The 23,300-nt window shown below is 36.1% G+C and carries 18 protein-coding genes and 1 pseudogene; 11 read left to right on the top strand and 8 right to left on the bottom strand.

Annotation, left to right across the window (positions count from 1 at the left end):
- Positions 1–20 precede the first annotated feature (20 nt).
- The 3 genes from AC6ER8_RS03100 (at position 21) to ubiC (ending at position 4,544) form a co-directional block, all read left to right on the top strand.
- A complete protein-coding gene (locus tag AC6ER8_RS03100) occupies positions 21–1,712 on the top strand; it encodes a Na/Pi cotransporter family protein (RefSeq protein WP_497079234.1) in 1,692 nt (563 codons plus the stop codon).
- 1,221 nt (positions 1,713–2,933) lie between these two features.
- Positions 2,934–3,185 (top strand): GlsB/YeaQ/YmgE family stress response membrane protein, encoded by a 252-nt coding sequence (locus AC6ER8_RS03095; protein ID WP_100128479.1) that lies wholly within the window; start codon positions 2,934–2,936, stop codon positions 3,183–3,185.
- A gap of 846 nt (positions 3,186–4,031) precedes the next feature.
- On the top strand, positions 4,032–4,544 hold the full coding sequence (gene ubiC, locus AC6ER8_RS03090) for a chorismate lyase (RefSeq protein WP_497079585.1): 513 nt from the start codon (positions 4,032–4,034) through the stop codon (positions 4,542–4,544).
- Positions 4,545–5,113: 569 nt separating this feature from the next.
- Here the strand turns inward: ubiC and AC6ER8_RS03085 are convergent.
- Positions 5,114–5,566 (bottom strand): GatB/YqeY domain-containing protein, encoded by a 453-nt coding sequence (locus AC6ER8_RS03085; protein ID WP_497079233.1) that lies wholly within the window; start codon positions 5,564–5,566, stop codon positions 5,114–5,116.
- A 261-nt stretch (positions 5,567–5,827) separates the two neighbouring features.
- Between AC6ER8_RS03085 and carA the strand changes: the two genes are divergently transcribed.
- Both carA and AC6ER8_RS03075 read left to right on the top strand, forming a co-directional pair.
- Positions 5,828–7,024: a glutamine-hydrolyzing carbamoyl-phosphate synthase small subunit gene (gene carA / locus AC6ER8_RS03080; RefSeq protein ID WP_497079231.1), complete on the top strand. Its 1,197-nt coding sequence runs from the start codon at positions 5,828–5,830 to the stop codon at positions 7,022–7,024.
- Between the two features lie 538 nt (positions 7,025–7,562).
- On the top strand, positions 7,563–7,754 hold the full coding sequence (locus AC6ER8_RS03075) for a hypothetical protein (protein WP_497079229.1): 192 nt from the start codon (positions 7,563–7,565) through the stop codon (positions 7,752–7,754).
- Between the two features lie 183 nt (positions 7,755–7,937).
- Here AC6ER8_RS03075 and AC6ER8_RS03070 read toward each other — a convergent pair whose 3' ends face one another.
- Positions 7,938–9,158: an MFS transporter gene (locus AC6ER8_RS03070; protein WP_497079227.1), complete on the bottom strand. Its 1,221-nt coding sequence runs from the start codon at positions 9,156–9,158 to the stop codon at positions 7,938–7,940.
- A 594-nt stretch (positions 9,159–9,752) separates the two neighbouring features.
- On the opposite strand from AC6ER8_RS03070, the gene AC6ER8_RS03065 reads away from it, so the two are divergent.
- Entirely contained in the window at positions 9,753–10,592 is an 840-nt protein-coding gene (locus tag AC6ER8_RS03065; RefSeq protein ID WP_497079225.1) for a DUF1460 domain-containing protein, read from the top strand.
- A 913-nt stretch (positions 10,593–11,505) separates the two neighbouring features.
- On the opposite strand, the gene AC6ER8_RS03060 is transcribed toward AC6ER8_RS03065, so the two are convergent.
- Positions 11,506–12,414, bottom strand: a complete 909-nt coding sequence (locus AC6ER8_RS03060; protein ID WP_497079223.1) for a cation diffusion facilitator family transporter — start codon at positions 12,412–12,414, stop codon at positions 11,506–11,508.
- A 753-nt stretch (positions 12,415–13,167) separates the two neighbouring features.
- On the opposite strand from AC6ER8_RS03060, the gene AC6ER8_RS03055 reads away from it, so the two are divergent.
- Positions 13,168–13,974 (top strand): TrmH family RNA methyltransferase, encoded by an 807-nt coding sequence (locus tag AC6ER8_RS03055; RefSeq protein WP_497079221.1) that lies wholly within the window; start codon positions 13,168–13,170, stop codon positions 13,972–13,974.
- Between the two features lie 661 nt (positions 13,975–14,635).
- Here AC6ER8_RS03055 and mnmA read toward each other — a convergent pair.
- Positions 14,636–15,859, bottom strand: coding sequence for a tRNA 2-thiouridine(34) synthase MnmA (mnmA, locus tag AC6ER8_RS03050; RefSeq protein WP_497079219.1), 1,224 nt, complete (start codon positions 15,857–15,859; stop codon positions 14,636–14,638).
- A gap of 419 nt (positions 15,860–16,278) precedes the next feature.
- Here mnmA and sciP point away from each other — a divergent pair, with 419 nt between their 5' ends.
- The gene (gene sciP, locus AC6ER8_RS03045) at positions 16,279–16,554 is read left to right on the top strand and encodes a CtrA inhibitor SciP (protein WP_005773151.1); all 276 of its coding nucleotides are present in this window, start codon (positions 16,279–16,281) and stop codon (positions 16,552–16,554) included.
- 148 nt (positions 16,555–16,702) lie between these two features.
- On the opposite strand, the gene AC6ER8_RS03040 is transcribed toward sciP, so the two are convergent.
- Positions 16,703–17,089 (bottom strand): flagellar export protein FliJ, encoded by a 387-nt coding sequence (locus AC6ER8_RS03040; protein WP_497079217.1) that lies wholly within the window; start codon positions 17,087–17,089, stop codon positions 16,703–16,705.
- 568 nt (positions 17,090–17,657) lie between these two features.
- Here AC6ER8_RS03040 and ctrA point away from each other — a divergent pair.
- Positions 17,658–18,359 carry a response regulator transcription factor CtrA gene (gene ctrA / locus AC6ER8_RS03035; protein WP_497079215.1) on the top strand — a complete coding sequence of 234 codons (702 nt, stop codon included), beginning with the start codon at positions 17,658–17,660 and terminating at the stop codon, positions 18,357–18,359.
- A gap of 224 nt (positions 18,360–18,583) precedes the next feature.
- Here ctrA and chpT read toward each other — a convergent pair whose 3' ends face one another.
- Positions 18,584–19,222, bottom strand: coding sequence for a histidine phosphotransferase ChpT (gene chpT / locus AC6ER8_RS03030; protein WP_497079213.1), 639 nt, complete (start codon positions 19,220–19,222; stop codon positions 18,584–18,586).
- Positions 19,223–19,438: 216 nt separating this feature from the next.
- Between chpT and AC6ER8_RS03025 the strand changes: the two genes are divergently transcribed.
- Together AC6ER8_RS03025 and AC6ER8_RS03020 are read left to right on the top strand one after the other, a co-directional pair.
- Positions 19,439–20,035 carry a DUF1134 domain-containing protein gene (locus tag AC6ER8_RS03025; protein WP_497079211.1) on the top strand — a complete coding sequence of 199 codons (597 nt, stop codon included), beginning with the start codon at positions 19,439–19,441 and terminating at the stop codon, positions 20,033–20,035.
- Between the two features lie 27 nt (positions 20,036–20,062).
- Positions 20,063–20,702: pseudogene (locus AC6ER8_RS03020) on the top strand (hypothetical protein).
- Positions 20,703–21,034: 332 nt separating this feature from the next.
- On the opposite strand, the gene AC6ER8_RS03015 reads toward AC6ER8_RS03020, so the two are convergent.
- Positions 21,035–22,150 (bottom strand): DegT/DnrJ/EryC1/StrS family aminotransferase, encoded by a 1,116-nt coding sequence (locus AC6ER8_RS03015; protein WP_497079209.1) that lies wholly within the window; start codon positions 22,148–22,150, stop codon positions 21,035–21,037.
- Between the two features lie 49 nt (positions 22,151–22,199).
- On the bottom strand, positions 22,200–23,156 hold the full coding sequence (locus AC6ER8_RS03010) for a Gfo/Idh/MocA family protein (RefSeq protein WP_497079207.1): 957 nt from the start codon (positions 23,154–23,156) through the stop codon (positions 22,200–22,202).
- Positions 23,157–23,300: the final 144 nt, after the last annotated feature.

Below are 23,300 nucleotides of genomic sequence, written 5' to 3'. Positions count from 1 at the left end.
ACCAAGAAAGCAAAAGTATCATGAATGGTTCATTGGTACTCCTCCATCTGGCTGGCGCTATTTCCCTCCTTCTTTGGGCCACACGCATGGTGCGCACAGGAATTGAACGCGCCTATGGCGACAGGCTTAAATATAATATGCGGAACGTCATTTCAAAACCATTGTTTGCTGTAAGTTTTGGGCTTTTTACAGCGATGATTTTACAAAGCTCTACAGCCATAACGCTTCTCGTTGGCTCTTTTGTTGAATCTGGTTTTGTCTCTGGAGTAGCGGGACTTATGGCTGTACGTGGAGGAGAATTAGGATCAGCACTCGTTGTTAAAATTCTCACCTATGATCTCACACTTGTTGTCCCCCTTTGTCTTTTAATCGGCACGAGTATCTTTATGACAACACAAAAACGTGAATGGCGCCAAATAGGACGGATTGTTATCGGTATTGGTCTTTTAATTTTGTCTTTACAAATGATCAGTACAGCGACAGAACCTTTACGCGATAGCGAAGTTTTACCAAGCATCATTCGTTACCTTTCAACCGATCCTGTTTCACCTTTTTTGTTGGCTGCAGCCTTAACTTACCTCTTACATTCATCCATTGCAGGAATTATTTTGCTGGTTAATTTTGCCAACTACGACCTTATCCATACGCAACTTTGCGTTATCATGGTTCTTGGTGTTAACTTTGGCTCTTCTCTTATAGCTCCCCTTTTAACACGCAACGCTTCTCCCAATACCCGCCTCGTTCCCTTGGGGAATTTACTCATGCGTGGTGCCGGTTCAATCCTTGTGCTGATCCTATTTCTCTCCTTTCAGCCCTCCATCACATGGCTTGGCAATGACGTCCCTACTCAAGTGATCAATGCCCATATTATTTTTAATGTTTTCATTCTCCTTGCTGGAATACCGCTTTCAAAATGGGTCTTAAAATTGACCACTCAAATTGTTCATATGAGTATACCAAAAACGCAAACCGATAAAACACTTAATTTATCGGAGCAAACAGCTCTTGATGAGAGTGTTCTTGAACGCCCTACTCTCGCCCTTTCCAATGTCATGCGTGAAGTCATTCATATTTGCGATCTTGTCGACATCATGCTAGAAAAAATCATGGGACTTTATGAAAATCCCGATCCCAATATTATTGCTGAACTCAATCAACTAAATACTATACTGGACAAAAAACATACCGCCATCAAACTTTATCTTGCACGATTAGCCGGACAAAAGCTATCGGATGAAGAAGCTCTTCAAATGCAAGAACTTCTAGGCGCCTGTATAAAATTAGACCAAGCAGGCGATATCATTATTCATAATATGCTCATGCTGGTTAAAAAGAAACAGCAAAAAAATTTAAAGTTCAGCAGTGAGGGCTGGGGAGATCTTCTTCGTTTTCATTCCATTGTTCTAGCCAACGCGCATATCGCCTTTAATGTTCTCGTCTCCCGTGACACACACACTGCCCATCTATTGGTTCAAAAAAAGGATCAACTACGAAACTTAGAAAAAGAGATGAGTTTAAAACATTTTAAACGCTTACGTGAAGGGGATCTTAAAAATGTAGAATCATCCAGTCTTCATCTCGATACTGTTCGCGACCTCAAACAAATTAACTCTCTGTTGACCTCAATGATCTACCCTATTTTAGAAGAACAGGGACTTTTGCAAAGTTCGCGCCTACGCAATCCTGCTGAAGAAAAGGAAGAAAAAACTTAAACTTTTAAAATAAATCAAACAAGAAACATACCAGACCTGTTACTCAGTTTTGAACATTCAAATAGCTTGCTTAACATATTGATTTAAATGTGTTCTTTTCAAAAGCGTAACTTTCTTTCATTTGAAGCTATTCATAATGTATTCCTCAAAACCGTCCGCTTGTACTTCTACAAGCGATTTAGCCATGTAGAATAAAGCTCTTGAAGAAAGAATACCTTTCTTTTTAAAGCAAAGACGGTTAGCCATATAAAGTAATATATTGCTTTATAATAATAGCTTACTTTTTATATTGAATAAGCCCCCCGAATAACGTGAGATTTTCTCATTCCAAACCTGTTTCCTGTTACATCAATCAAAACTATCCGCTTGCACAGCAAAAGTGGGAGATCCTGCATGGAGTAAAACGATACAAAAAATATATAAAAAGGACTTAACATGCCTCTTATGAAGAATCTTAAGAACCAAAATGTCCACAACATTCCTGGCCAGTATACGCTGGTGTGCCAGCTTTCTCGTTTATGAAGCCTAAAGATAAGGCTCTATGAATTCACTCCCCTCCACAGGGGCGCCGTCGCAAAATGAGACTTGAGTGTATGGGGAAAGGTCTCTACAAAGAGATAGCAAAAAGCATAAGCGTACCAACCTAAATTCATCTTATGAAACAGCCACCACTTCACAGGAGCAGTAAAATAAAGAAATACCGATAAATAATGCTCCCCCAATGATAATTGTTTATGCCAATAAAAATTTATATCAATATTTTTTCGAGATTGAACTTATACAGTATTTTATCACGCATTAACAAAACAGCTTTAATTTCATTTCAAATAATATGGATATCGGTTGGCAAACGCAAAAACTTTAAATATCTATTTGCTTGATTGTTTTAAGCGCAATTATTTTTTAAATTTGGAAGATAAGTATAGTTAAAAAGTTAATAAATACACTTTATACACTCTTAAAATATTTTACCAGTATTCACTTTTTTAAGATTCGTAACATCAAGTTAATTAATGTATTTACGAAATAAAATTTATTATATATATTTAAGATTATTATTTATTATCCTAATATAAATAGGAATATTATTTTATTATACAGGAACTTAATCAGTAAAAACTCTAACAAAAATATTCTTTCCTCTGGGTAAAAAAGGCATAAACCTTGATCTTTACAAAGTTTACTCTAGTTACAATCTAAATTCAGGCAAAGGAGAGTATCATGGAAAATGCAAACATCGGTTGGATTGCAGCTATCATTATCGGCGGGGTTGCAGGTTGGGCTGCACAGTATATTATGAAAAGCCAAACAGGAATATTGTTAAATATTATCTTAGGGATTATTGGCGCGGCCTTAGCAAGCTTCCTTTTTAGTCTTTTAGGTGTAAGTTTTGCTGGTTGGCTGGGTTATCTTATTTCGGGTTTTATAGGAGCCTGTATTCTTATATGGATAGGACGAAAAATCCGATCATAGAGCATTTATTTAATCACCTTTTGGTGCTTAATGTAAAAATAGAAATATTTTACTGTAATGCGTTGATACCATTTTGGGGATGAAGGTAAAATGCTTCACGAAGGACTTCTAGCATACATTATCATCCATCTTAACGAAAAGCAGTAAAGACTTTTATCATGCACCCTTTCATAACATATATCAGGAGGGGTGTATGTATTATCTTAATAAAATACAAACTCATTTTTGTACCATGTTTTCGTACCAAACGTGTAAATCCAACTCATCTCACTGCCATAGCAATAGGTTACAAAAACGAATAATGGTAAAAAGATCTTATCACATAAAGCTTAATGCCTATATACTTTATTAACAAGACCATTTTTACTAAAAAACCAAAGAGCTCTTTTGCATCCTTAAGAGATAAAAATATGAAGTAAGCGCAAAGGATAAAAATAATTTTTCTCGTATGAAAAATAAAAAAACAATAATATTAATAAAACAAACTATTTTAAAAGATTTAAATTTGAATATAATTTTATTTTTTCAAGGATAAAATAAGAGTTTTGCACCTCTTAACATTTTCTCTTTATATCGTCTTACATAAATGAATTCTTCATCCATTTTGCCTATACATTACAAACGAATATCAAAGCACGAAATATTCCACCCATTCCCCTCATGTTATCAAAGTAACTTTATAACCTATCTTTCACATATCTTCTTTTAAAGATCTTTGCTTTCGATTTTCCCTTTGATATTTTCCTGTTAAAATCTTGCTGCTTTTATACGCCCGTATTACAATAGAACCATCTCTTGAGCTCACTCAGCACAACATACGAAATAGAACTTTAGATGCGGAGTAAAATGATGTCTGACTTTGAAGATTCCATCTTACCACCTCTAAAGTGGCTCTTTGATCAAAATCCCTCCATACCAGAAAACATTCGCGATTGGCTCATGGAATCCGGTTCGATGACGCTTCGATTAAAAAAATATTGTACCTGTCTCCAAATTCAACCAAAACGCGAATGTTTTATTACGCGAAATAAATTAAAAGAAGAAGCAGAACATCTTCCCGAGAGTACACGTTATTGGCTGCGTGAAATTATATTGATGGGAGATAATAAACCTTGGCTTCTTGGACGCACTGTAATCCCAGAAGAAACCCTTCACTACAATCAAGCCTTGATGCATCTGGGAACTGTCCCCCTAGGACACTATTTATTTAACAGTGATAAACTAACCCGCGATTACATTCATATTGGCCAACAAGGCATGCTATGGGCACGCCGTTCCCGTTTGCGGCTAACAGGAAAGCCATTGTTGCTAACCGAACTGTTTTTAACCGATTCACCACTATATCTTCCCCATAAATAGAGGATACTCATTTTATTCTGCATAATTTACAGATTTTTTATAATTTAAAAGGACTTAATCAGAGAAAATAATTTTCAAAATCATCTCAATACAGATTACACACAAAGACTTCTTTTTCGAAATATCTCTTAATCTCCGCTTCAAAATATTCCCCACCAAAAGCATTTTAAAGTTCTGCCTTTCTTATCATAATCATGAAAACCAGCGCTTGAATTAAGTAAATACGCACAACATTAATAAGATTATCCGGATTAAAATATCTTGCCGAATAATCAACACTCTTGCAAAATAATAGAAACTCTTGAATTAAATAAGCACTTTGAATCATAAAAAAACGATAATCTTTTTGTTTTTCAATGATGCAACAGTTTAAAAAAACAGTAAAATATAAGACAGAAAAAACATTTTACAGCTCCACGATCTCCCGAAAATAGATTCATTTATTTCAAAGAATGATTTTTTGATAAGAGCTTTACATATAATATAAATACTATTGATCAATATTCTTCTGATCTACAAGAGTCCCGCACAATAAAAAATATTTTCCAATTCCCTTAAATTGATAAAACCTATTGCAGCTTTTGACGAAGACTATTGCACACTTTAGAAAAATTCATTTGTCCCGCATACCGTTCCTTAAGCCACGCCATTACCTTACCGATATCACGTAATTTTTCAGCTCTTGTTTGTGCTAAAGCCTCACAAATAACCTCTTCTACTTCCATCTCCTTAAGTTGATAGGGAAGGAATTCACGAATAACGTCTATTTCTGCTTGTTCTTTCTCTACTAACTCCAAGCAACCAGACTCCTTATACACACGCATTAAAGCTTCACGCTGTTGAAGCATTTTTGTGAAAACAGACTGTATCTGCTGATCATCTACTTCTAACCTCCCTTCATCATAATAAAGAATATCACGATCTCTAACCGCAGCATTCATTAAACGAAGTGTAGCAAGACGCGCACTATCTTGCGCTTTCAAAGCAGCCTTAAGGGCCCCATCAATCTGGTCACGCAACATAAACTTATCCAATTTTGTTTAAGCAGAAAGGGCCTTTTAACCAATCTTTATCCATCTTTCAATGCAGAATAAAAAATAATTTAAGAATGCATTCTTATGAAAAGATAAAAACAAGACTTTACCTCTTCATGGAATACCCTTATACACTCTACTCTAAGAAAAACATAACTAGAATAATAGACACAGCATCTGTTAAAGGTATGATTTTTTTTGTAAAGTTGATCATCATGCCTTTCAGAGAATAAATTGTGGATACACACTATGATACAGACGACTTCATCTCACAGCCCTTGGAGTATCAGCAAACCTACAGCTCTCTTAGTCTTATCGGATGGAACTGTTATCGAAGGCAAAGGAGCAGGTGCGACAGGTGTTGCTGAAGCTGAAGTGTGTTTTAATACCGCCATCACAGGCTATGAAGAAATCCTCACCGACCCATCATACACACAACAAATCGTTAATTTTACTTTTCCACATATAGGAAATGTAGGGGCAAATAGTGAAGATATTGAAGCCCTCACCCCTCTCAACTATCATGGTGCTGTTGGCGCTATTTTCAAGGCAGACATTACCCATCCTTCAAATTATCGTGCCAATGAAAACTTTCATCAATGGCTTAAAGCGCGTAAAATTATTGCACTTTGTGGTATTGATACACGCGCGCTCACAATTCTTATTCGTGAAAGGGGTGCACAAAATGCTGTCATTGCGCATGATCCTAATGGAAATTTTGATATTTCTTCTTTAAAAAAACGTGCACAAAAATGGCACGGTCTCGTCAATCTTGACCTTACGAAAGAAGTAACATCTCAATCATCAATGCAATGGGATGAAGAACCGTGGCATTGGAATAAGGGATATGGTACAAACAATGTGCACAATCTTCATATTATTGCCATCGACTATGGTATTAAACGCAACATTCTTCGCCTTATAGCGATGCAAAAAGCACGCATTACTGTTGTGCCTGCCCACACAACGGCAAAAGAAATCTTGTCCATGAAACCTGATGGTATTTTTCTTTCCAATGGCCCCGGAGATCCCGCAGCAACAGCTCAATATGCGCTCCCAACAATCAACACATTGATTGAGCATAATTTACCGATTTTTGGAATATGTCTTGGTCATCAACTTCTTGCTCTGGCAGTTGGTGCAAAAACCATAAAAATGCACCAAGGACATCATGGCGCCAACCACCCCGTTAAAGACCTTAATACTGGAAAAGTTGAGATTGTATCAATGAATCATGGTTTTGCAGTTGATGCAACTTCTTTACCAAAACATGTTCAAGAAACACATATTTCTCTCTTTGATGGTTCAAACTGTGGTATTCGAATTATTGGAAAGCCCGTTTTTTCTGTTCAATATCACCCTGAATCTTCTCCTGGACCACAAGATAGCCACTACCTCTTTCAGCATTTTTCTGATCTCATTATGAATTATAAAAAAATCTCTTAAAACAAAATACTGCACCCTAGATTCTCTTCTTCGGATGATATCGTTTTTCTACATATCACAATACTATTACCGACAATTTATGGGATAAGTATTATATTTTGCAATGTAAATGAGAACGCTCGATATAGCGTAAAAATTTTTTTCTCTCCCCCCTACTCATTCTCAAACCTCTCCTTTTAGGATTGTATCAATCAAAGTCATAAGCTTACACACGCTAGGCAAGATAATGTGTCGATAAAAAACTATTTTTAAAAGGAGTAAACTGTACAATTATATCAAGGGTCAAGAGCTGTCACAACATTGGGGGCTGGTAAATAGTGTAATGGTGCCAGTATTTCACCAGCATAAAGATGGAGGAGATCAATATTTATAACTGATGGGGCTTTATCGTTATACCATTCACAAACAACATCGTGAAATAAGCTTAACGTACTTAAAAAAACGTCTTTTTAAAGCAAGCCAATGAATATGCAATAGTGTTCTTATATTCATAAGGGATGCCTCCATTAAAGAACAGAACAAACAAAAGCGTGAGGCAATGCGTAATTTTCATTATTTAAAAGATAGTGCTCCCAATGCTTTTGAAAGCCATAAAGCTAAATTAAAAGAAACTGGTAAAGCGAGTGATTGGCTTTCATCTTTAAAACTTCATATTCTCCCCAGATTAGATTGTCTTCCTGTTTTAAAGATTATACAAATAGAAATACACAACACGCTTGCTCTCATCTAGCATACAATAACGAGGATTGCTCGGATAACATTGGACCCTCTATAATCTTTATTTTAAACATGCGGCTGCGTTAGGGGTGCATGTTGATTGATAAACATAACAACATCACAAAAAAATTGCTTATCAAATGTAATTTTTTTGGCATCTTTTAGAAAAATATTTTTACCAATCCCATTCAATAAATTAACGTACCCGCAAGGTAAAAATGACTGTTGCAAAGACAAGAAGCAAAAAGCCTCCAACAAAAGGAGCACCAGAAAAATAAAACAGTGCATTTTTATCTGTAAAACATTCAAAGAGAAAAATATAAAAAACCGAACCAAATATTAAACTCAATGAAAAAACAGAGGTCATCGCTCCTTGCAATTCTCCTTGTACATTTGTCGGCACCTGCGCTGAAGCAATAGCACGAATAGGTGCATGAACAAGATATTCAAGCATTGTACACGCACAGACCATATAAACCATCCACCCTTTTGTTGCAAAAGTATAACCCAGCATAGCAACGGATGCAAACAAAAGCCCCACTATCGTAATACGCCAATCACTCCATCGTTTAGAAAAATAAGGTAAAATAAGAGCGACGACAATAAACTGGCCTATCCCAAAAACACTATAAGAAAGCCCAATGGAAAACGAACTCCAATCATAGCGTTCTTTTGCAATGAATGCCCAAATACTGAGCCATAGTGATTCCGCAAACCAATAAAGAAAAAAGACCAACAACACCCAAAGAACCATTGGATATTGCTTCAATTGCCAAAAAGCACCTAAGGGATTTGCCCGTTTAATATTAAAAAAGCGCCTATTCCATAACGAGAGAGTTTCAGGCAGCATAACCCAAGCAAAAATAAAATTAATGAGTGAAAAACCAGCAGCAAAATAAAATGGAATACGCGGTCCAAACTGACCTAAAAAGCCACCAATAAACGACCCCAAAATAAACCCTAATGCGGATGCAATACCTAAGAGACCAAAATTGCGTGTACGATTTTTTTCATCTGATATATCAGCAAGATAAGCTGTACAAGTTGCAAAACTAGCACCACTTATCCCCGACAAAAGACGCCCGATAAATAACATAGAATAGCTCCATGCTATAGCACATATCAGATTATCAAGAGCAAAGCAGATAATAGAAACAAGCAAAATAGGACGACGACCATAACGATCAGAAAGATTGCCAATAACAGGAGCAAACAAAAACTGCATCACTGAATAAGCTGCAAGTAATTTTCCTCTTTCTACAAAAGATGTACTCACATCTTTTCCAGTTAACTGAGAAAAATATTCAGGCAAAACAGGACAAATAATCGCAATGGCAAGAATATCTAATAATAAAGTGATGAACACTAAAAGGAGCCCACGCTGCACAAATTTCGGATTGAGCATCTGATTTTGCATAACACATACACACTATTTTACACGTACAGTTACTCCCCCGCGCTCATTTAACTACCTTCTTTTTAAGTACTCTATACTGTCTACTATTATCATCAAAAATAATAACAAAGTAAAAATTTAAGAAAGAGTCAAGATAAAAATATAAATTTTTAGTTAATTAGTATATTACTTTAAAATTACAAAAAATATTTTTTATATTATACGAATAAATATTCATAAGGATAAACTATAAATAAAATATCAGTTAATGTAGAATATATCCAATAGTTTTAGAGAAATTATTCTTGATTTATAAAACACCATTTCCTCTTTTCGTAACGATTACTTTCAAGAATTTTAATGCTATTTGATCGAGCAGATCACCTACAAAAATTGAAATCTTCCAAAAGATAAGCGCTTAAAATTTTTTCCTCTCAAAATATGCGACAGGCTAAAGCAACAGTATCACAATAACTTAACACCGTAGAAAAACTGATCATATTTATTTGAGGTACTCAATGATTATATGCTATGATGAGATTCAATTAAGCGTGAGAAAATAACACTTTTAGTGGGAACTGGCTATGAACGGTTAATGCAAAAATGATGTATAAAATGCGAAAAATATCCCAACTCATTCTCACTTTATTGTTCGTAACGGGATGTGATGTTCAAAATTCTGATTCACAAGAGGATGTTTTAGAAAATAAAATAGAAAACCAACAAATAACCAACGTTGCGCTAGATCCCTATACTTTAGATAAATTAAATGCTCTTCTCAAAAGGCGTGCTGAAACAAATGATCACGAAAAGCGAGCCCTGATTGAGTTTCTTTCTGAAGCTTTTTTAGGGACACCTTACAAAGCCAATATGTTACATGGCTCAGAAAATACACCAGAAAAACTCATCATTGACTTTAGAGGCTTAGATTGCTTCACTTATCTAGATTATGTTGAAGCATTGCGCACATCAACATCTCCAAAAGAATTCATCAATAACGTTATAAGAACGCGTTATATTAAGGGAAATGTTCATTTTTTAAATCGAAAACATTTTTTTACAGACTGGGCGTATAGAGAATATAAACTCGCCACTGATATTACCACTGAAATAAGTCCTCATGCGGTAAGCATAGAAAAATATCTCAATAAGAAAGCAGATGATGAAAGCTATCTTCCTGGACTTCCAATTGTGAAACGCACAATAACGTATATTCCAAGTAACTTTATTAATGAAGAGGTTATAAGCCGTTTAAAATCAGGCGATTTCATTGGCATTTATACAAAGCTTCCTGGATTGGATGTAACACATGTAGGGTTCTTTATCATGACAGATAAAGGACCCATGTTACGAAATGCTTCTTCACGAAAAGAAAATAAAAAAGTCGTCGATTCCCCTTTTATGGATTATATTGGAAAAACACTAGGAATCATTGTTTTAAGAGCCCTTGAATAACATCATAATAATAAGGAAATTCTCTATTATAGCTTGTATGAAGTTATTCAGGTAAATATCTAACTTTATACAAACTATACAGATACAGTCACATTTATTGATAGTTTTAAAAGAAAAACAATTGTTTTGATGCTCACTTTGTATATCAATATGATAAAATCATTTTTAGATAAATAGCGGATTGATAATCACTTCTACTGGCTGAAAGCTGAAGACAAGCAAAACTCTATTGTTGTATCATGCTTTCCTTTCATATTCTCAAACTAAGTAAAGCTAGATAGGTTACGACTGTTGTTTCACAAAGTATTTTAAAAAATTTGATCGCTCTCTTCAGTTTATGGCATATCAATTAATGCTGTATTCATATCTCTCATGCAACTTACAGAATAATAAATTATTATAAGCCAATAAGATTGTATCAATAGATAAAATACATTTGTTACTCATCGTCATAATAATTCATCGATGATCACAAACATAAAAATTCTATTCCTGATTTTTATATAAACTTTATAATTAAATCTGATTAAACTTAGTATGAAAATTTCATGCTTCTTCGCCTTTAAAAAAAGAGATTTATTCACGGTTCCGTCAACAATTTATCCTCTTAAGCAAATTTTAAAAGCCCTACTGTTAAATATTTACCGCACACTCTAAAAACACTTAACAGATCGCATTTTATAAACTTTATTTATAGGCTTTATCTGAACACACCTTAAATGACTGTGTTTGGCAACAAAATGAATCTTGCCTTAGATAATAAGGCTTAATCTTTGAGCTTTATTGGTGAAAAAATAAAATAAACAGAAGAGCATCATTATATTTTCAAGAGATATAAACGACCTCATCGTAAAAAATTAATGTTGGTAATATAAAATATTCGTAACATGATAAGAAACTTGAAAAAATCTTTTTATATAAAAGGGATCATCGTTGTACCGGGAGGCAATTTGGCCTCATCTTCAGGCTCGACATGAATAGAAATACGCACATTATCAAGTTCTTTTTGAAGAGCACCTTCAATTTTATCACAAATTTTATGGGCTTCTCCAACCTGCATGACAGCGGGCACAACCAAATGAAACTCTATAAAAGTAACCCTACCAGCAACACGCGTGCGTAAATCATGAACCTCAAGCGCACCAGATGCATTTGCAGAAATCAGCTCTCGAATCCGCATGGTTTCATTCAATTCAACACCAACATCCATTAATCCTTGAACAGCATTCCTAATTATCTTCCATCCCTGTAAAAGAATATTAATAGCAACAATTATCGCTAAAATAGGATCTAAAACGCCCCATCCTCCTACGAAACCAGCAATCAAACCAATTAAAATTGCAAGCGAAGTAAAAACATCGGTTATAAAATGCACACCATCAGCTTTAAGAGCCGGTGAGCGATGACGTTTTCCCTGCCGAATAAGAACCACGCCCCACATGCAATTTATGACCGTTGCAACAAGCTGAATAACAAGCCATACTCCGGGTTTCTGCAATAATTTAACGGTAGCAAGCGCTATCCATGCTTCTCTTAAAATAACAATTGCCGCAATAATAATGAGGATTCCTTCAAGAATCGCGGAAAAATATTCTGCTTTATGATGTCCAAAGGGATGATCATGATCCGCTGGCTTCATACTCACTTTAACAGCCCACCATGCTGCCAATGACGCAAGAATATTAACAATTGATTCCAATGCGTCAGAATAAAGTGCAACAGAACCCGTAATGTGATATGCCCAATATTTCAAAGCAAAAACAATACATGCAATAAAAATAGAATATAAAGTTAAGCTTTGTATATTGATTTTTGCCTCCATAAACCCTGTCCTTTTCTTCACGAAATAAGGAAAAATGTTTTCAATCCTATAATGCTATTTTTGACATATCATCAATATCTTCTCAATCTTACAGAAGATTTATTATACACTAAATGCCTCAGCTCACCATCGTTATCGCGAGAACTGCTCAGTAATACGAACACCACCAATAAAGGATAAAGAGAGACAAATCATCAATAAAGAACTTTCCCTAAGAGCAATGAAACACATGGCCTTCATGAATCCTTTTCTTAATAACTTAATGCTATCTCACGTCTCATGAACAAAAACTTTCTTTTGCTTGAATGCTTCATGATCATTCATTATTTTTTTAAATCCTATGATGTGCATTATACCCCTATCTATAGGCATCTTTTCACCTTAGAAAAAATCAATAAGCACCTGTAATCTTACAGCTTAAGGAAGTTTCAAAATATGATTGCTAGAAAACTTAAAATAAAAAAGAGAAATTACACCCAAAAAAAAGAATCTGGGCATTGGGGACCCAGATTCTTTTCCCTTAAAATTAAGGGCATACAGAACTTGGGAAATAGCGGGGACCCAAGACACTGTAACCGATACGAAAACAAAATCTTTTATCCCGTATCAGTATTTTTACTTTACACCCATTGATATAGGTTGTCAATATTATTTCTACTATAGGTTTAAAAAAATAATGTTCTTTTATCTCTCTTAAAAAATGCAGCAAATTTTAATATCTGAAAATTGGAAAAAAACATTAAGAATATCGCAATGCATTTGAATATCACAACAATCGACGAAACGAGTGATCCACGTCTGAAAGACTATCATAATATCCGTGAAAAAGATCTCGTTGGACGACAACAGCAATTTATTGCTGAAGGTAAAATAACAGTATCCGCCTTATTGCATTCGAAAGAATTTACTGCCCTCTCACTGCTTATCGTAGAAAAACGTCTCCCTGGGCTTCTACCGCTTTTAGAAAAGACACAGCCTCTATGTCCTATTTATTGCGTTCCACAAAAAGTTATGGACGATATCACCGGTTTCCATGTTCATCGTGGTATTCTGGGTATCGGTAAACGCAAAACGCTCCCATCATTACAAAGTTTTTTACAAAATCTTCCAGAAAAAGCTTTGATTCTGGTTTTATGTGGTATTTCGAATCACGATAATATGGGATCAATTTTTCGTAATGCAGCCGCTTTTGCCAGTCACGGCATTATTGTCGACAAGACCTCATGCGATCCACTTTATCGCAAATCAATTAGAGTTTCTGCCGGCGCAGCTCTAAAAGTTCCCTATACGCAAAACGCTGATATAAATGACATTCTAGCGGCTTTAAAAGATAAATACTTTCATCTTTATGCACTCTCCCCTTCTGCCTCACACACACTCAAGCAAGCCCAAAAAACCAAAAGAATGGCTCTTATTTTTGGAACAGAAGGCGATGGTTTGCCCCTCCATATACTACAACAATCAAACACCTTACGTATTCCCATGACTGCAGGCTTTGACAGCCTCAATGTTGCCACTGCCTCAGGAATTGCCCTTGCGCATTTCACCGACTTTGAATAGTCAAAAATACTTTAAGTTGTAAAAATATTCGATAATATATGTTCTTTAAAGAAACATCTCTCAAAGTGCACCCAAGCCCATTTCACGGCGGCGCCCGTGAATGGTATAACGATAAAACCCCACCAATTATAAATCATCAGTTATAAATATTGATCCCCCCATCTTTACGTTTATGGAGTAACAAACCGGCACCATCGCACTATTCTGTCAGCTTTTGAGTGTTGCGACTAACCTTGGCACTTAAGACGGTTCATGAAAAGCCATTTAGTCTTTTCTTATATAATTTTACCCGCATACAAGCCCCGCTTGTGACGTACAAGCAAGTGATTTTGATTGATTCAAAATAAACAGATTTGAAACGAGTGAAGCTTACGTTATTCAGAATTCTCATTCAAGTTGAATAACTCTATATTATCATTATAAATCAATGTGTTATCTTAACAATATGCAAAGGGTTCTATCCTCTAACGAGAGCATTGATAAAAGTATTTCTCTTTCATCACTCCCCTCCCTAATCCTGCTTATGATGTACAAAAGATACGATTTTGCTGGACTCAATTATAAAAACAAATTTGAAATAAGAAAGCCTTACACCATTACACCAGCCTCTTATACAAGTTGAAGGCTATAAATTATTATTATAAATCAATTTACTATCTTTTTATGAAACCGTTGTTTTAAGTTTAAGAGAAACAGAATCTTGTGTTTCGGAATTGCACAAAACACGTTTTAACATCATTTCAGTATCGGCCGCGCGTTCTGAATGCGTTACAAATCCCCCTCCAAGAATACGTGCCTCATGACCATTTCCATCATAAAGAACACAAGCTTGCCCCGGTGCCACACCGTTTTCACATTCCAATAGATCAACGGAAAAAACACCTTCTTTATAATGCAAGCGTGCAAGATGAGGAGGACGTGTTGAACGCACCTTTACAGCTAATTCAATACCTTGAGAAGGAAAATTATCCAACGACTCATCACCAAGCCAATTCACATCGCGTAAAAAAAGCCTATGCGTTTCTAACATTTCACGCGGCCCCACAATAACACGTGCATTTTCTACATCAAGATAAACCACATAAAGCGCTTCCCCCGTTGACACCCCAATCCCACGACGTTGACCAACGGTATAATTAACAATTCCTGAATGTTTACCTAAAATCGTTCCGTCGATATGAACGATAAAGCCAGGATTAGCAGCTTCTGGACGCAATTTTGTAATAACATCTGAATATTTTCCTTGTGGTACAAAACAAATATCCTGACTATCATGCTTATTAGCAATCATAAGGCCCATTTCTGCGGCCATTTCACGAACGCGCGCTTTGGGAAGGTCACCAAGAGGAAAACGCAAATAATCAATCTGTTCTTGTGTCGTTGCAAAGAGAAAATAACTCTGATCACGATCGTTATCGAGAGGACGAAAGAGGGCTCGATGGGCTCCATGGGAACGTGAACGAATATAATGTCCCGTAGCTAAAGCATCTGCCCCCAATTCGCGTGCGGTTGCTAATAAATCAGCAAACTTAACCGTCTGATTGCACGCAATACATGGTACAGGTGTCTCACCATGAGCATAGCTTTCTGCAAAAGGATCAATGACAGCTTCGCGAAAGCGCTTTTCGTAATCAAGAACATAATGCGGTATTCCCAACGTTTCTGAAACGCGACGTGCATCTTCAATATCTTGCCCCGCACAACATGCCCCTACCCGATGCGTTGCAGCCCCATGATCATAAAGCTGCAATGTAATGCCAATGACATTATATCCTTCCTTTTTCAAAAGGCCTGCAACAACCGATGAATCAACCCCCCCCGACATTGCAACAACAATGCGAGAATCCTCAGGTGGTCCTGGTAAATCAAGACTGTTTAAAAACATGTATTCATTCTCTACTTAGTGCTCTATTTATTTAATAATCTCTTTAATGGATATCCATATGTTAACATTTTGCTGCATGCTTCTTCATTACTTTTATACCATTGGTTGCCTTTATATTGTTTTTTTATCCTTTCCACAACCTTAGCATTCCTTTCATAAGAGCAGCTGTAAATAAAAAAGAGTGATAGAAATAAGGCACAATGAAAGTCTTTTTGGGAGAAACCTTTTTAAGAAAACCTTTTTTCTCTTGTTAAAATCCTGCAAAATGCTGCAAAAGGCTCTTCTATACACTTGACTTGAACCTCTTTTATATACATCCAGTCATTTTATTAATTTTTTCTTTCAGCGCGTTTAGCTCTTTTTTAAATTTCATGCTCTATAAACGAATCAAGTCCTTGACTAAAAGGTAGAGGATAAGGATGACTAATTTGATAAAAACACAAATGAAATATGTTATTGGGCCCGATGGAAGTCCACTGACAATTGCTGACCTACCGCCGCAAACCACACGGCGTTGGGTGATTCGTCGCAAAGCTGAAGTTGTTGCAGCCGTCAGAGGTGGATTGTTAAGCCTCGATGAAGCGTGTCAACGTTATACTTTGACGGTGGAAGAATTTCTTTCATGGCAAAGTTTGATCGATGAACACGGTTTAGCGGGATTACGAACAACCAAGATTCAAGACTACAGACATTAAGTTGTCATTGATCGTGATTCGATAACATAGAGTACTTTATAAAACAGCCAAGCTTCTATTAAGCTTGGCTGTTTTATATTATCTTAGACAGATAAATCTACAAAGTATTGATTTTTCGATGATCGTTTTTAATCATCCAGTCATGGGATTAACCCGCCATTGAATTAGATTGAATGAAAATATCTTCATCATCCGCAGCAGTCTTCTTGTCACGTGCTTCCAAAAGCTGTGCACGTTGCAGCTCTGTATTGGCTTCATGGAGAGCAATTTCAGCATTTGTTTTTTGAAGCTGTAAATCACGAATTGAATTGATCAGATTATCACGTCTTTGCCGCGCTGCACGTGCAAAAGCAGAATAAGCAAAATGGTTAACATCATTGTTTCCAGATTTGCGTTCTTCATGAGTAATCTGCGCTTCCAGTTCTAATACCATTCGTTCAAATTCCGCGATCATCATCTCAAGCTGTGCAATTTCACGGCGCTTTCCACGCACTTGAAACATCCTTAATCGCACCATATTTTCCCGTGGCTTCATACTCACTACTCCTTGACTGCGGCAACTCAAAACACGCATTCACACCCAATACATAACATATCTTTTTAGTTGTATGTCTATCCGACAAAAACAATCTATTAACTTGACACTATAATAACCTTGCCTTTTCCTAAAGCATCTGCACACACAACCTTCTTTAAAGAGCAATAACTATTTTTTATTTCCCCTCACCATAAAATAAAGAGGTTTAAAGCTCCGTAAACAAACACTAAAATTGTAAAAAAGTCATTTACAATGCTCTTTTATAAAAAATTTTTTTAGGTCAAAAATTATAAAAAAGTCCTTTATTTTTTTATAATTTAAAAAAATATGCAATTTTTCTAAAATAATTTTGTATCCTCTTTCAAAAATAAAAATATTTTGTTAACCACTATCATGGATAATGGGGATTTTAGTAGTGATCGTTACGCGTACTACTGAAATGTTCATAAATGCTTATTATAAGTGTTTGATTTCATAGTTTTTTATAACAGTGTTTTTTACCAACTGTTTATAAAATAGAAATGCTCCTTTATGATTCGTGAAGGAGCAAAATGAGGGATCTAAAATGCGCGTATTATTAATTGAAGATGATAGAGCGGTTACTAAAAGCATTGAGTTGATGCTAAAGTCAGCCAATTTTAATGTCTATATCACTGATCTAGGTGAAGAAGGTATCGATTTAGGAAAGCTTTATGATTATGATATCATTTTGCTTGATTTAAATCTTCCCGATATGTCAGGGTATGATGTCTTGCGGACTTTGAGATTAGCAAAGATAAAAACACCTGTTCTTATTCTTTCTGGTATGAATGCTATTGAGGACAAGGTTCGTGGTTTTGGTTTTGGGGCAGACGACTATATGACGAAGCCTTTTCATAAGGATGAGCTCATTGCGCGTATTCATGCCGTTGTTCGTCGTTCTAAAGGGCACGCACAATCTGTTATTGTTACCGGTGATCTCACCGTCAACCTAGATGCAAAAACCGTCGAAGTTGCAGGACGCCCCGTTCATTTAACTGGTAAAGAGTACCAAATGCTAGAGCTTCTCTCTCTACGCAAAGGAACCACCCTTACCAAGGAAATGTTTCTCAATCATCTCTATGGTGGAATGGATGAACCAGAGTTAAAAATTATCGACGTGTTTATCTGTAAACTGCGGAAAAAATTGGAAGCAATCTCTTCTAGTGCGAACTACATTGATACTGTTTGGGGACGTGGTTATGTATTGCGTGATCCAGTGGAAGAAAACGTACGCAAAACCGCTTAAACAGTGAAAATATACATTGTAAAATCTCGGGGTGTAGCGGGCCGAGATTTTTCCCCAAATGTTTTTCTGTCACAAATAAAAAAACTCGCACATAAACAGTTTTATATAGAAAGCGCTTAAAGCTTAAACAGTAGCCACACTCTATTTAAAAATATAATTTTATCGCTCGTAAATTTGATCGAAGTTTCTTTCTCGCCAACATGGCTTAAGCGCTTCTCTCTTATTCAAAGTTTTTTTACACTTTCTAAAACAATACAGCCATCTCTTTCATCAATATTTATTTTCATCTCTGTCACTTCAGCAAGTAACATTGTATAATAGAATTGGATGACATGTGCATCCATAAGCTCTTCTTGAACATCTCCATGATATAATGCAAGAAAATGAGGAGGAATACGGAGAATTTTACCGAAGATTTCAAATCGAAATAAACGTTTATTTTCCTCTTGCACAATCATCACAACAATTTCACCGCCACGAGAAACCGTTGCATTTGCAATCAATAACAAATTAAGTAAAAGTTTAACTTCATCTTTTTGTAATAAAAAAGAGGGAGCTTGCCATTTTAAAGTTGCTTTTTCTTGCTGCATATATTGCTGAGCAACCTGCTCTGCAGTCTGTGTATCTATTTGTCCTCCACTTGCACCAGCAAAACCAAAAGCCAATCGCGCAAATTGTAAACGTGCAGAAGCACTCGCAATAGACAAACGCACCAATTGCAAAGCATCTTCTTCAGCGCCTCCTTCATCATAAAGCTCCATTGCATTTTGAATAGCCCCCACAGGTGAAATCAAATCATGGCAAATACGACTACAAAGCAAAGCAGCAAGATCCATAGGTTTTAAAGAAATAGCGAACGTCATAACGATTGAAAACTCCTAAGTTCAAAAAACAAACTTTATCTTAAAGAAAAACTCTTAACATCTGATGCATAAGATAAAACATTAACAATCATGCTAAAAAAATTTTCAGAAATAAATTCAAGAATTTAAATAACCTTACATCTTATTTTTTATTTGAATAGAATGAAAATCCTAATATTATCTTTTTGTTTGTTACTAATAAAAGGAGAAAACTCCATGGCTCTCTCTCTACTAAAATACTGCTACAAAAACATTATATCTTTAATCTTCCTTTTATTCGTCAGCATAAGCACTGCACATTCTCAACTAAAACCAATAGAACCAAACGAACCTCATTATTCACTCCAAGAAATTATTGATTCTGGTCATATTTTTTTTGGAAAAACAGCCAGCGGTCTAGCCGTTGCCATTCAAAATATTTTTTCACAATACGGTTATCCTAATGCCTATATCTTAGGAGAAGAAGCTTCTGGTGCCTTTTTTGCTGGATTAACCTATGGCGAAGGAAAAGTTTTTACCAAAAGCTATGGTCAGCATAAAGTTTTTTGGCAAGGCCCCTCAGTAGGATGGGATTTTGGCGGTCAAGGTTCCCGTCTTATGATCTTGGTTTACAATCTTAATAACATAAATAATTTATGGGGGCGCTATGGTGGTATTTCAGGTTCGGCCTATTTAATTGCAGGTGTTGGTTTTCATGTTCTCAAATACCATGATACCTTGCTAATCCCTATCCGGACAGGAATCGGTGCACGTCTTGGTATCAATATAGGATATTTAAAATTAACACCTAAACCGACATGGAATCCGTTTTAAACGTATTCTGACTTGAAAAGGGGTATCATGCTTATTCAATCGTTTCTTTTTTTTATTCTTGGCGTTGCTTCCATTTCTTGGTTACTGGTGCTTTTGTCCCCTCTTATTTGGCGTAAAGCCATTCATTTTGCGCATAAAGATATTTGTGCGCAAATTCCGTTATCACACGCGGAAATAGAAGCAAACCATGATTTTCTTCGCGCACAACATGCCGTAGAAATAGCGAAGAATCAACAAAAGTACGAATCTTTACAAAAAAAATACGTTCAACAGAAAATACAACTAAACCAAGTAACAGAACAACTTTATCGTCTACACTTCCCCACCCAAGGCATTCCTACCAAAGAAGCGATAGCCATAAAACAAAAGATCACCACAACAAATATCTTCAAGGAAAAGAAAAATGATGCGTGAAAAAATTGTACACTATCAGCAACGTTTACAAAAAATCCAAACGCATGAACCTGACAAAACAGATAACCAGGAAGTGCTAGAAGAACTACGTGAAGAAACAAAAGAACTGGCAGCAACACTGGCAGCCAAAATAGCACTAAAAGAAGGGAATACATCCCCAATCAATACACTAATTCAAAATTCCAAAAGCAAAAATGACCTAGCATCACGCATTCGCAAAAAAATAGATTTTCTCTCCAAAAGTCCCCTTTAATGAATTATCTTTTGAAATGCCCTAAATGGAAGAGCAAAATCAACAAAGGTTCATTGTAAATTTTATAAGCCAAATAATTTTTATTAAGTGTAACTTTCTCGTCAAGTGAAAGAATAAAGCTTCTCAAGCTAGACTATTTTATAAAAAATCCATCTTCCTATCTAGCCGATTCCATTTTCTAATCATGTCACAAACCTAAAGAACCATGTTTCATAGGTTCTAGCAGAAAATAATCCTTAAAAATATTTGTCACACGCCATAATAAAAAACATCTTCTAAAATAGACTACCAATAAAGCTTTCACTATAGGTTAAAAAAATAAAAGCATACTCTCAAGAGTAAAAATCTTTTATTTTTTGGATAATCATATCCTGATCCTTTTGCGCCAAATAAGGATGCATTGGTAAACTTAACACACATTCCCCTAAAGACTCAGAGACAGAAAGGGAATCTTTTACATAAGAAAAGTGTTTATAAGCTGGCTGTTGATGTAAAGGCGTTTTATAATAAATCATTGTAGGGATAGAATTTTTTTGTAAAAAATCTTTTAATTTATCACGCTCTTTTACCTTAATCGTATATTGTGCATAAGCAGAACGAATATTTTCTTCTATTTCTGGAACGATAACAATATCTCTTAAACCATTGGAATAGCGTTGCGCAATTTCTATACGCTTTTCCATTTCATCTTCAAAAATTACAAGCTTTTCGAGTAAAATTGCAGCTTGAATACTATCAAGACGCGAATTCATACCAATCCGTACATTGTCATATTGTGTTTTACCTTTACCATGAAACAAAATAGAGCGTAAAAGTTCTGCCAAATCATCATCATTGGTCATCATAGCGCCTCCATCGCCATAACACCCTAACGGTTTTGCAGGATAAAAACTTGTGGCAGCCACATCACCAAAAGCACCGCACATAGTATTACCGCTTCTTCCCCCCATAGATTGAGCAGCATCTTCAATAACAAAAAGATTTTCCTTTGCAGCCACTTGAGCAAGTCCCACATAATCAGCCGCAAGCCCAAATAAATCAACAGCAATAATAGCCTTTGGCTTTAAGCGTCCTTCTTTCTTAACCATTTCGATAGCATGAGAAAGTTTTTCAACATCAATATTGAATGTATCAGGCAAAACATCCACAAAAACAGGCTCGGCTCCCACCAAAGCAACCACTTCAGCCGTTGCAGAAAATGTGAAACTTGGACAAAATACAGCATCCCCTGGACCAATATTTTTCGCCATAAGAGGCATCTTCAAGGCATCTGTTCCATTAGCACATGCAACCACATGTTTAACGCCAAGATACTCTGCCAATTTCTCTTCAAATTCGGTTACTTTGGGCCCCAAAATATACTTACCACTAGCGACCACATGTGCAATTGCAGAATTAATTTTATCTTCAATACGCGCACGCTGCGCCCCAAGGTCGATGAATTGCATATTAACTCCATTGATCATCACAAGAATGCAAAAGCGCTACCTATCTCTTTTATCGATCATAATTGACATGAGCAGCTGTTAAAATCCGTAAAACCGCAATAGCATCATCACCATTTGTACGCGGTGATTGACGTGTTTTAATACAATGAAGGAAATGCTGCAATTCACAAGTAAGCGGCAAATCCTCACAAACTTCAATGTAATTAAGCTCATCCATGCTAAAAGCCCACTCTTGATTCTCTTTCCAAACAGCAAAATGATGCATTGCCAATTTACGACTCCAAGGTTCCATATCATCAAAAATGAGCATAGCCTTTGTCCCCACAACGATTAAACGCCTCTCACGATAAGGGCTCAAGCGTGAAGTAAAAAGATGGCTACGCACACCATTGGGAAAAGCCATATGAACATGAGAAAAATCAGAAATCCGATCAACAACAGCAGCTCCCTCACCGCGAATTTCGGAAGGTTCACATCCTGTCAAGGCCAAAATCATTGAGAGATCATGAGGAGCAAGATCCCATAAAGCATCACTGTGTGTATGAAATTTCCCAAAACCTAATCGATGAGAATAAATATATCGTACCTCTCCCACTTCTCCACTTTTCACCAATTCACACATTTTTTCAAAAGCTGGATGAAACCGTAAAATATGGCCCACCATTAAAATTCGTTCACATTGGCGAGCCACTTGCACTTGCTGTTCAGCATCCGCAACATTCAAGGCAATTGGTTTTTCCACCAAAACATCTTTACCATTTCTCACAGCGCGCAATACATTTTGTGTATGAAACTGCGGAGGCAGCGCTAATATTAACGCATCTATATTTTGATGAACAAAAAGATCATCTGGTGGAACAACCTCCACACCATACATCGCTGCAAAACTGGCAGCACGATCAGAATCAATATCAGAAACTGCTGCTAAAGCTCCAAGAGAGTGGAGTGTTTTTATATGATTTCCACCCCAATGACCGCATCCTAAAACCGCTACACGTGGCACCATTTTTATGCTTTACCTTACCTCATCAATAAAAATTATATTTTCCTATACTCCATATCGAGGATAAAATAGAATGACAAGCAAAAAGCTTAAAAACGATGCTTGACATCTTACTATTCTACCCCTTATATCCGCAGAAGATGTGAT

Source organism: Bartonella sp. SL320 (assembly GCF_059687635.1).
This window is presented reverse-complemented; position numbering and strand designations above follow the sequence as displayed.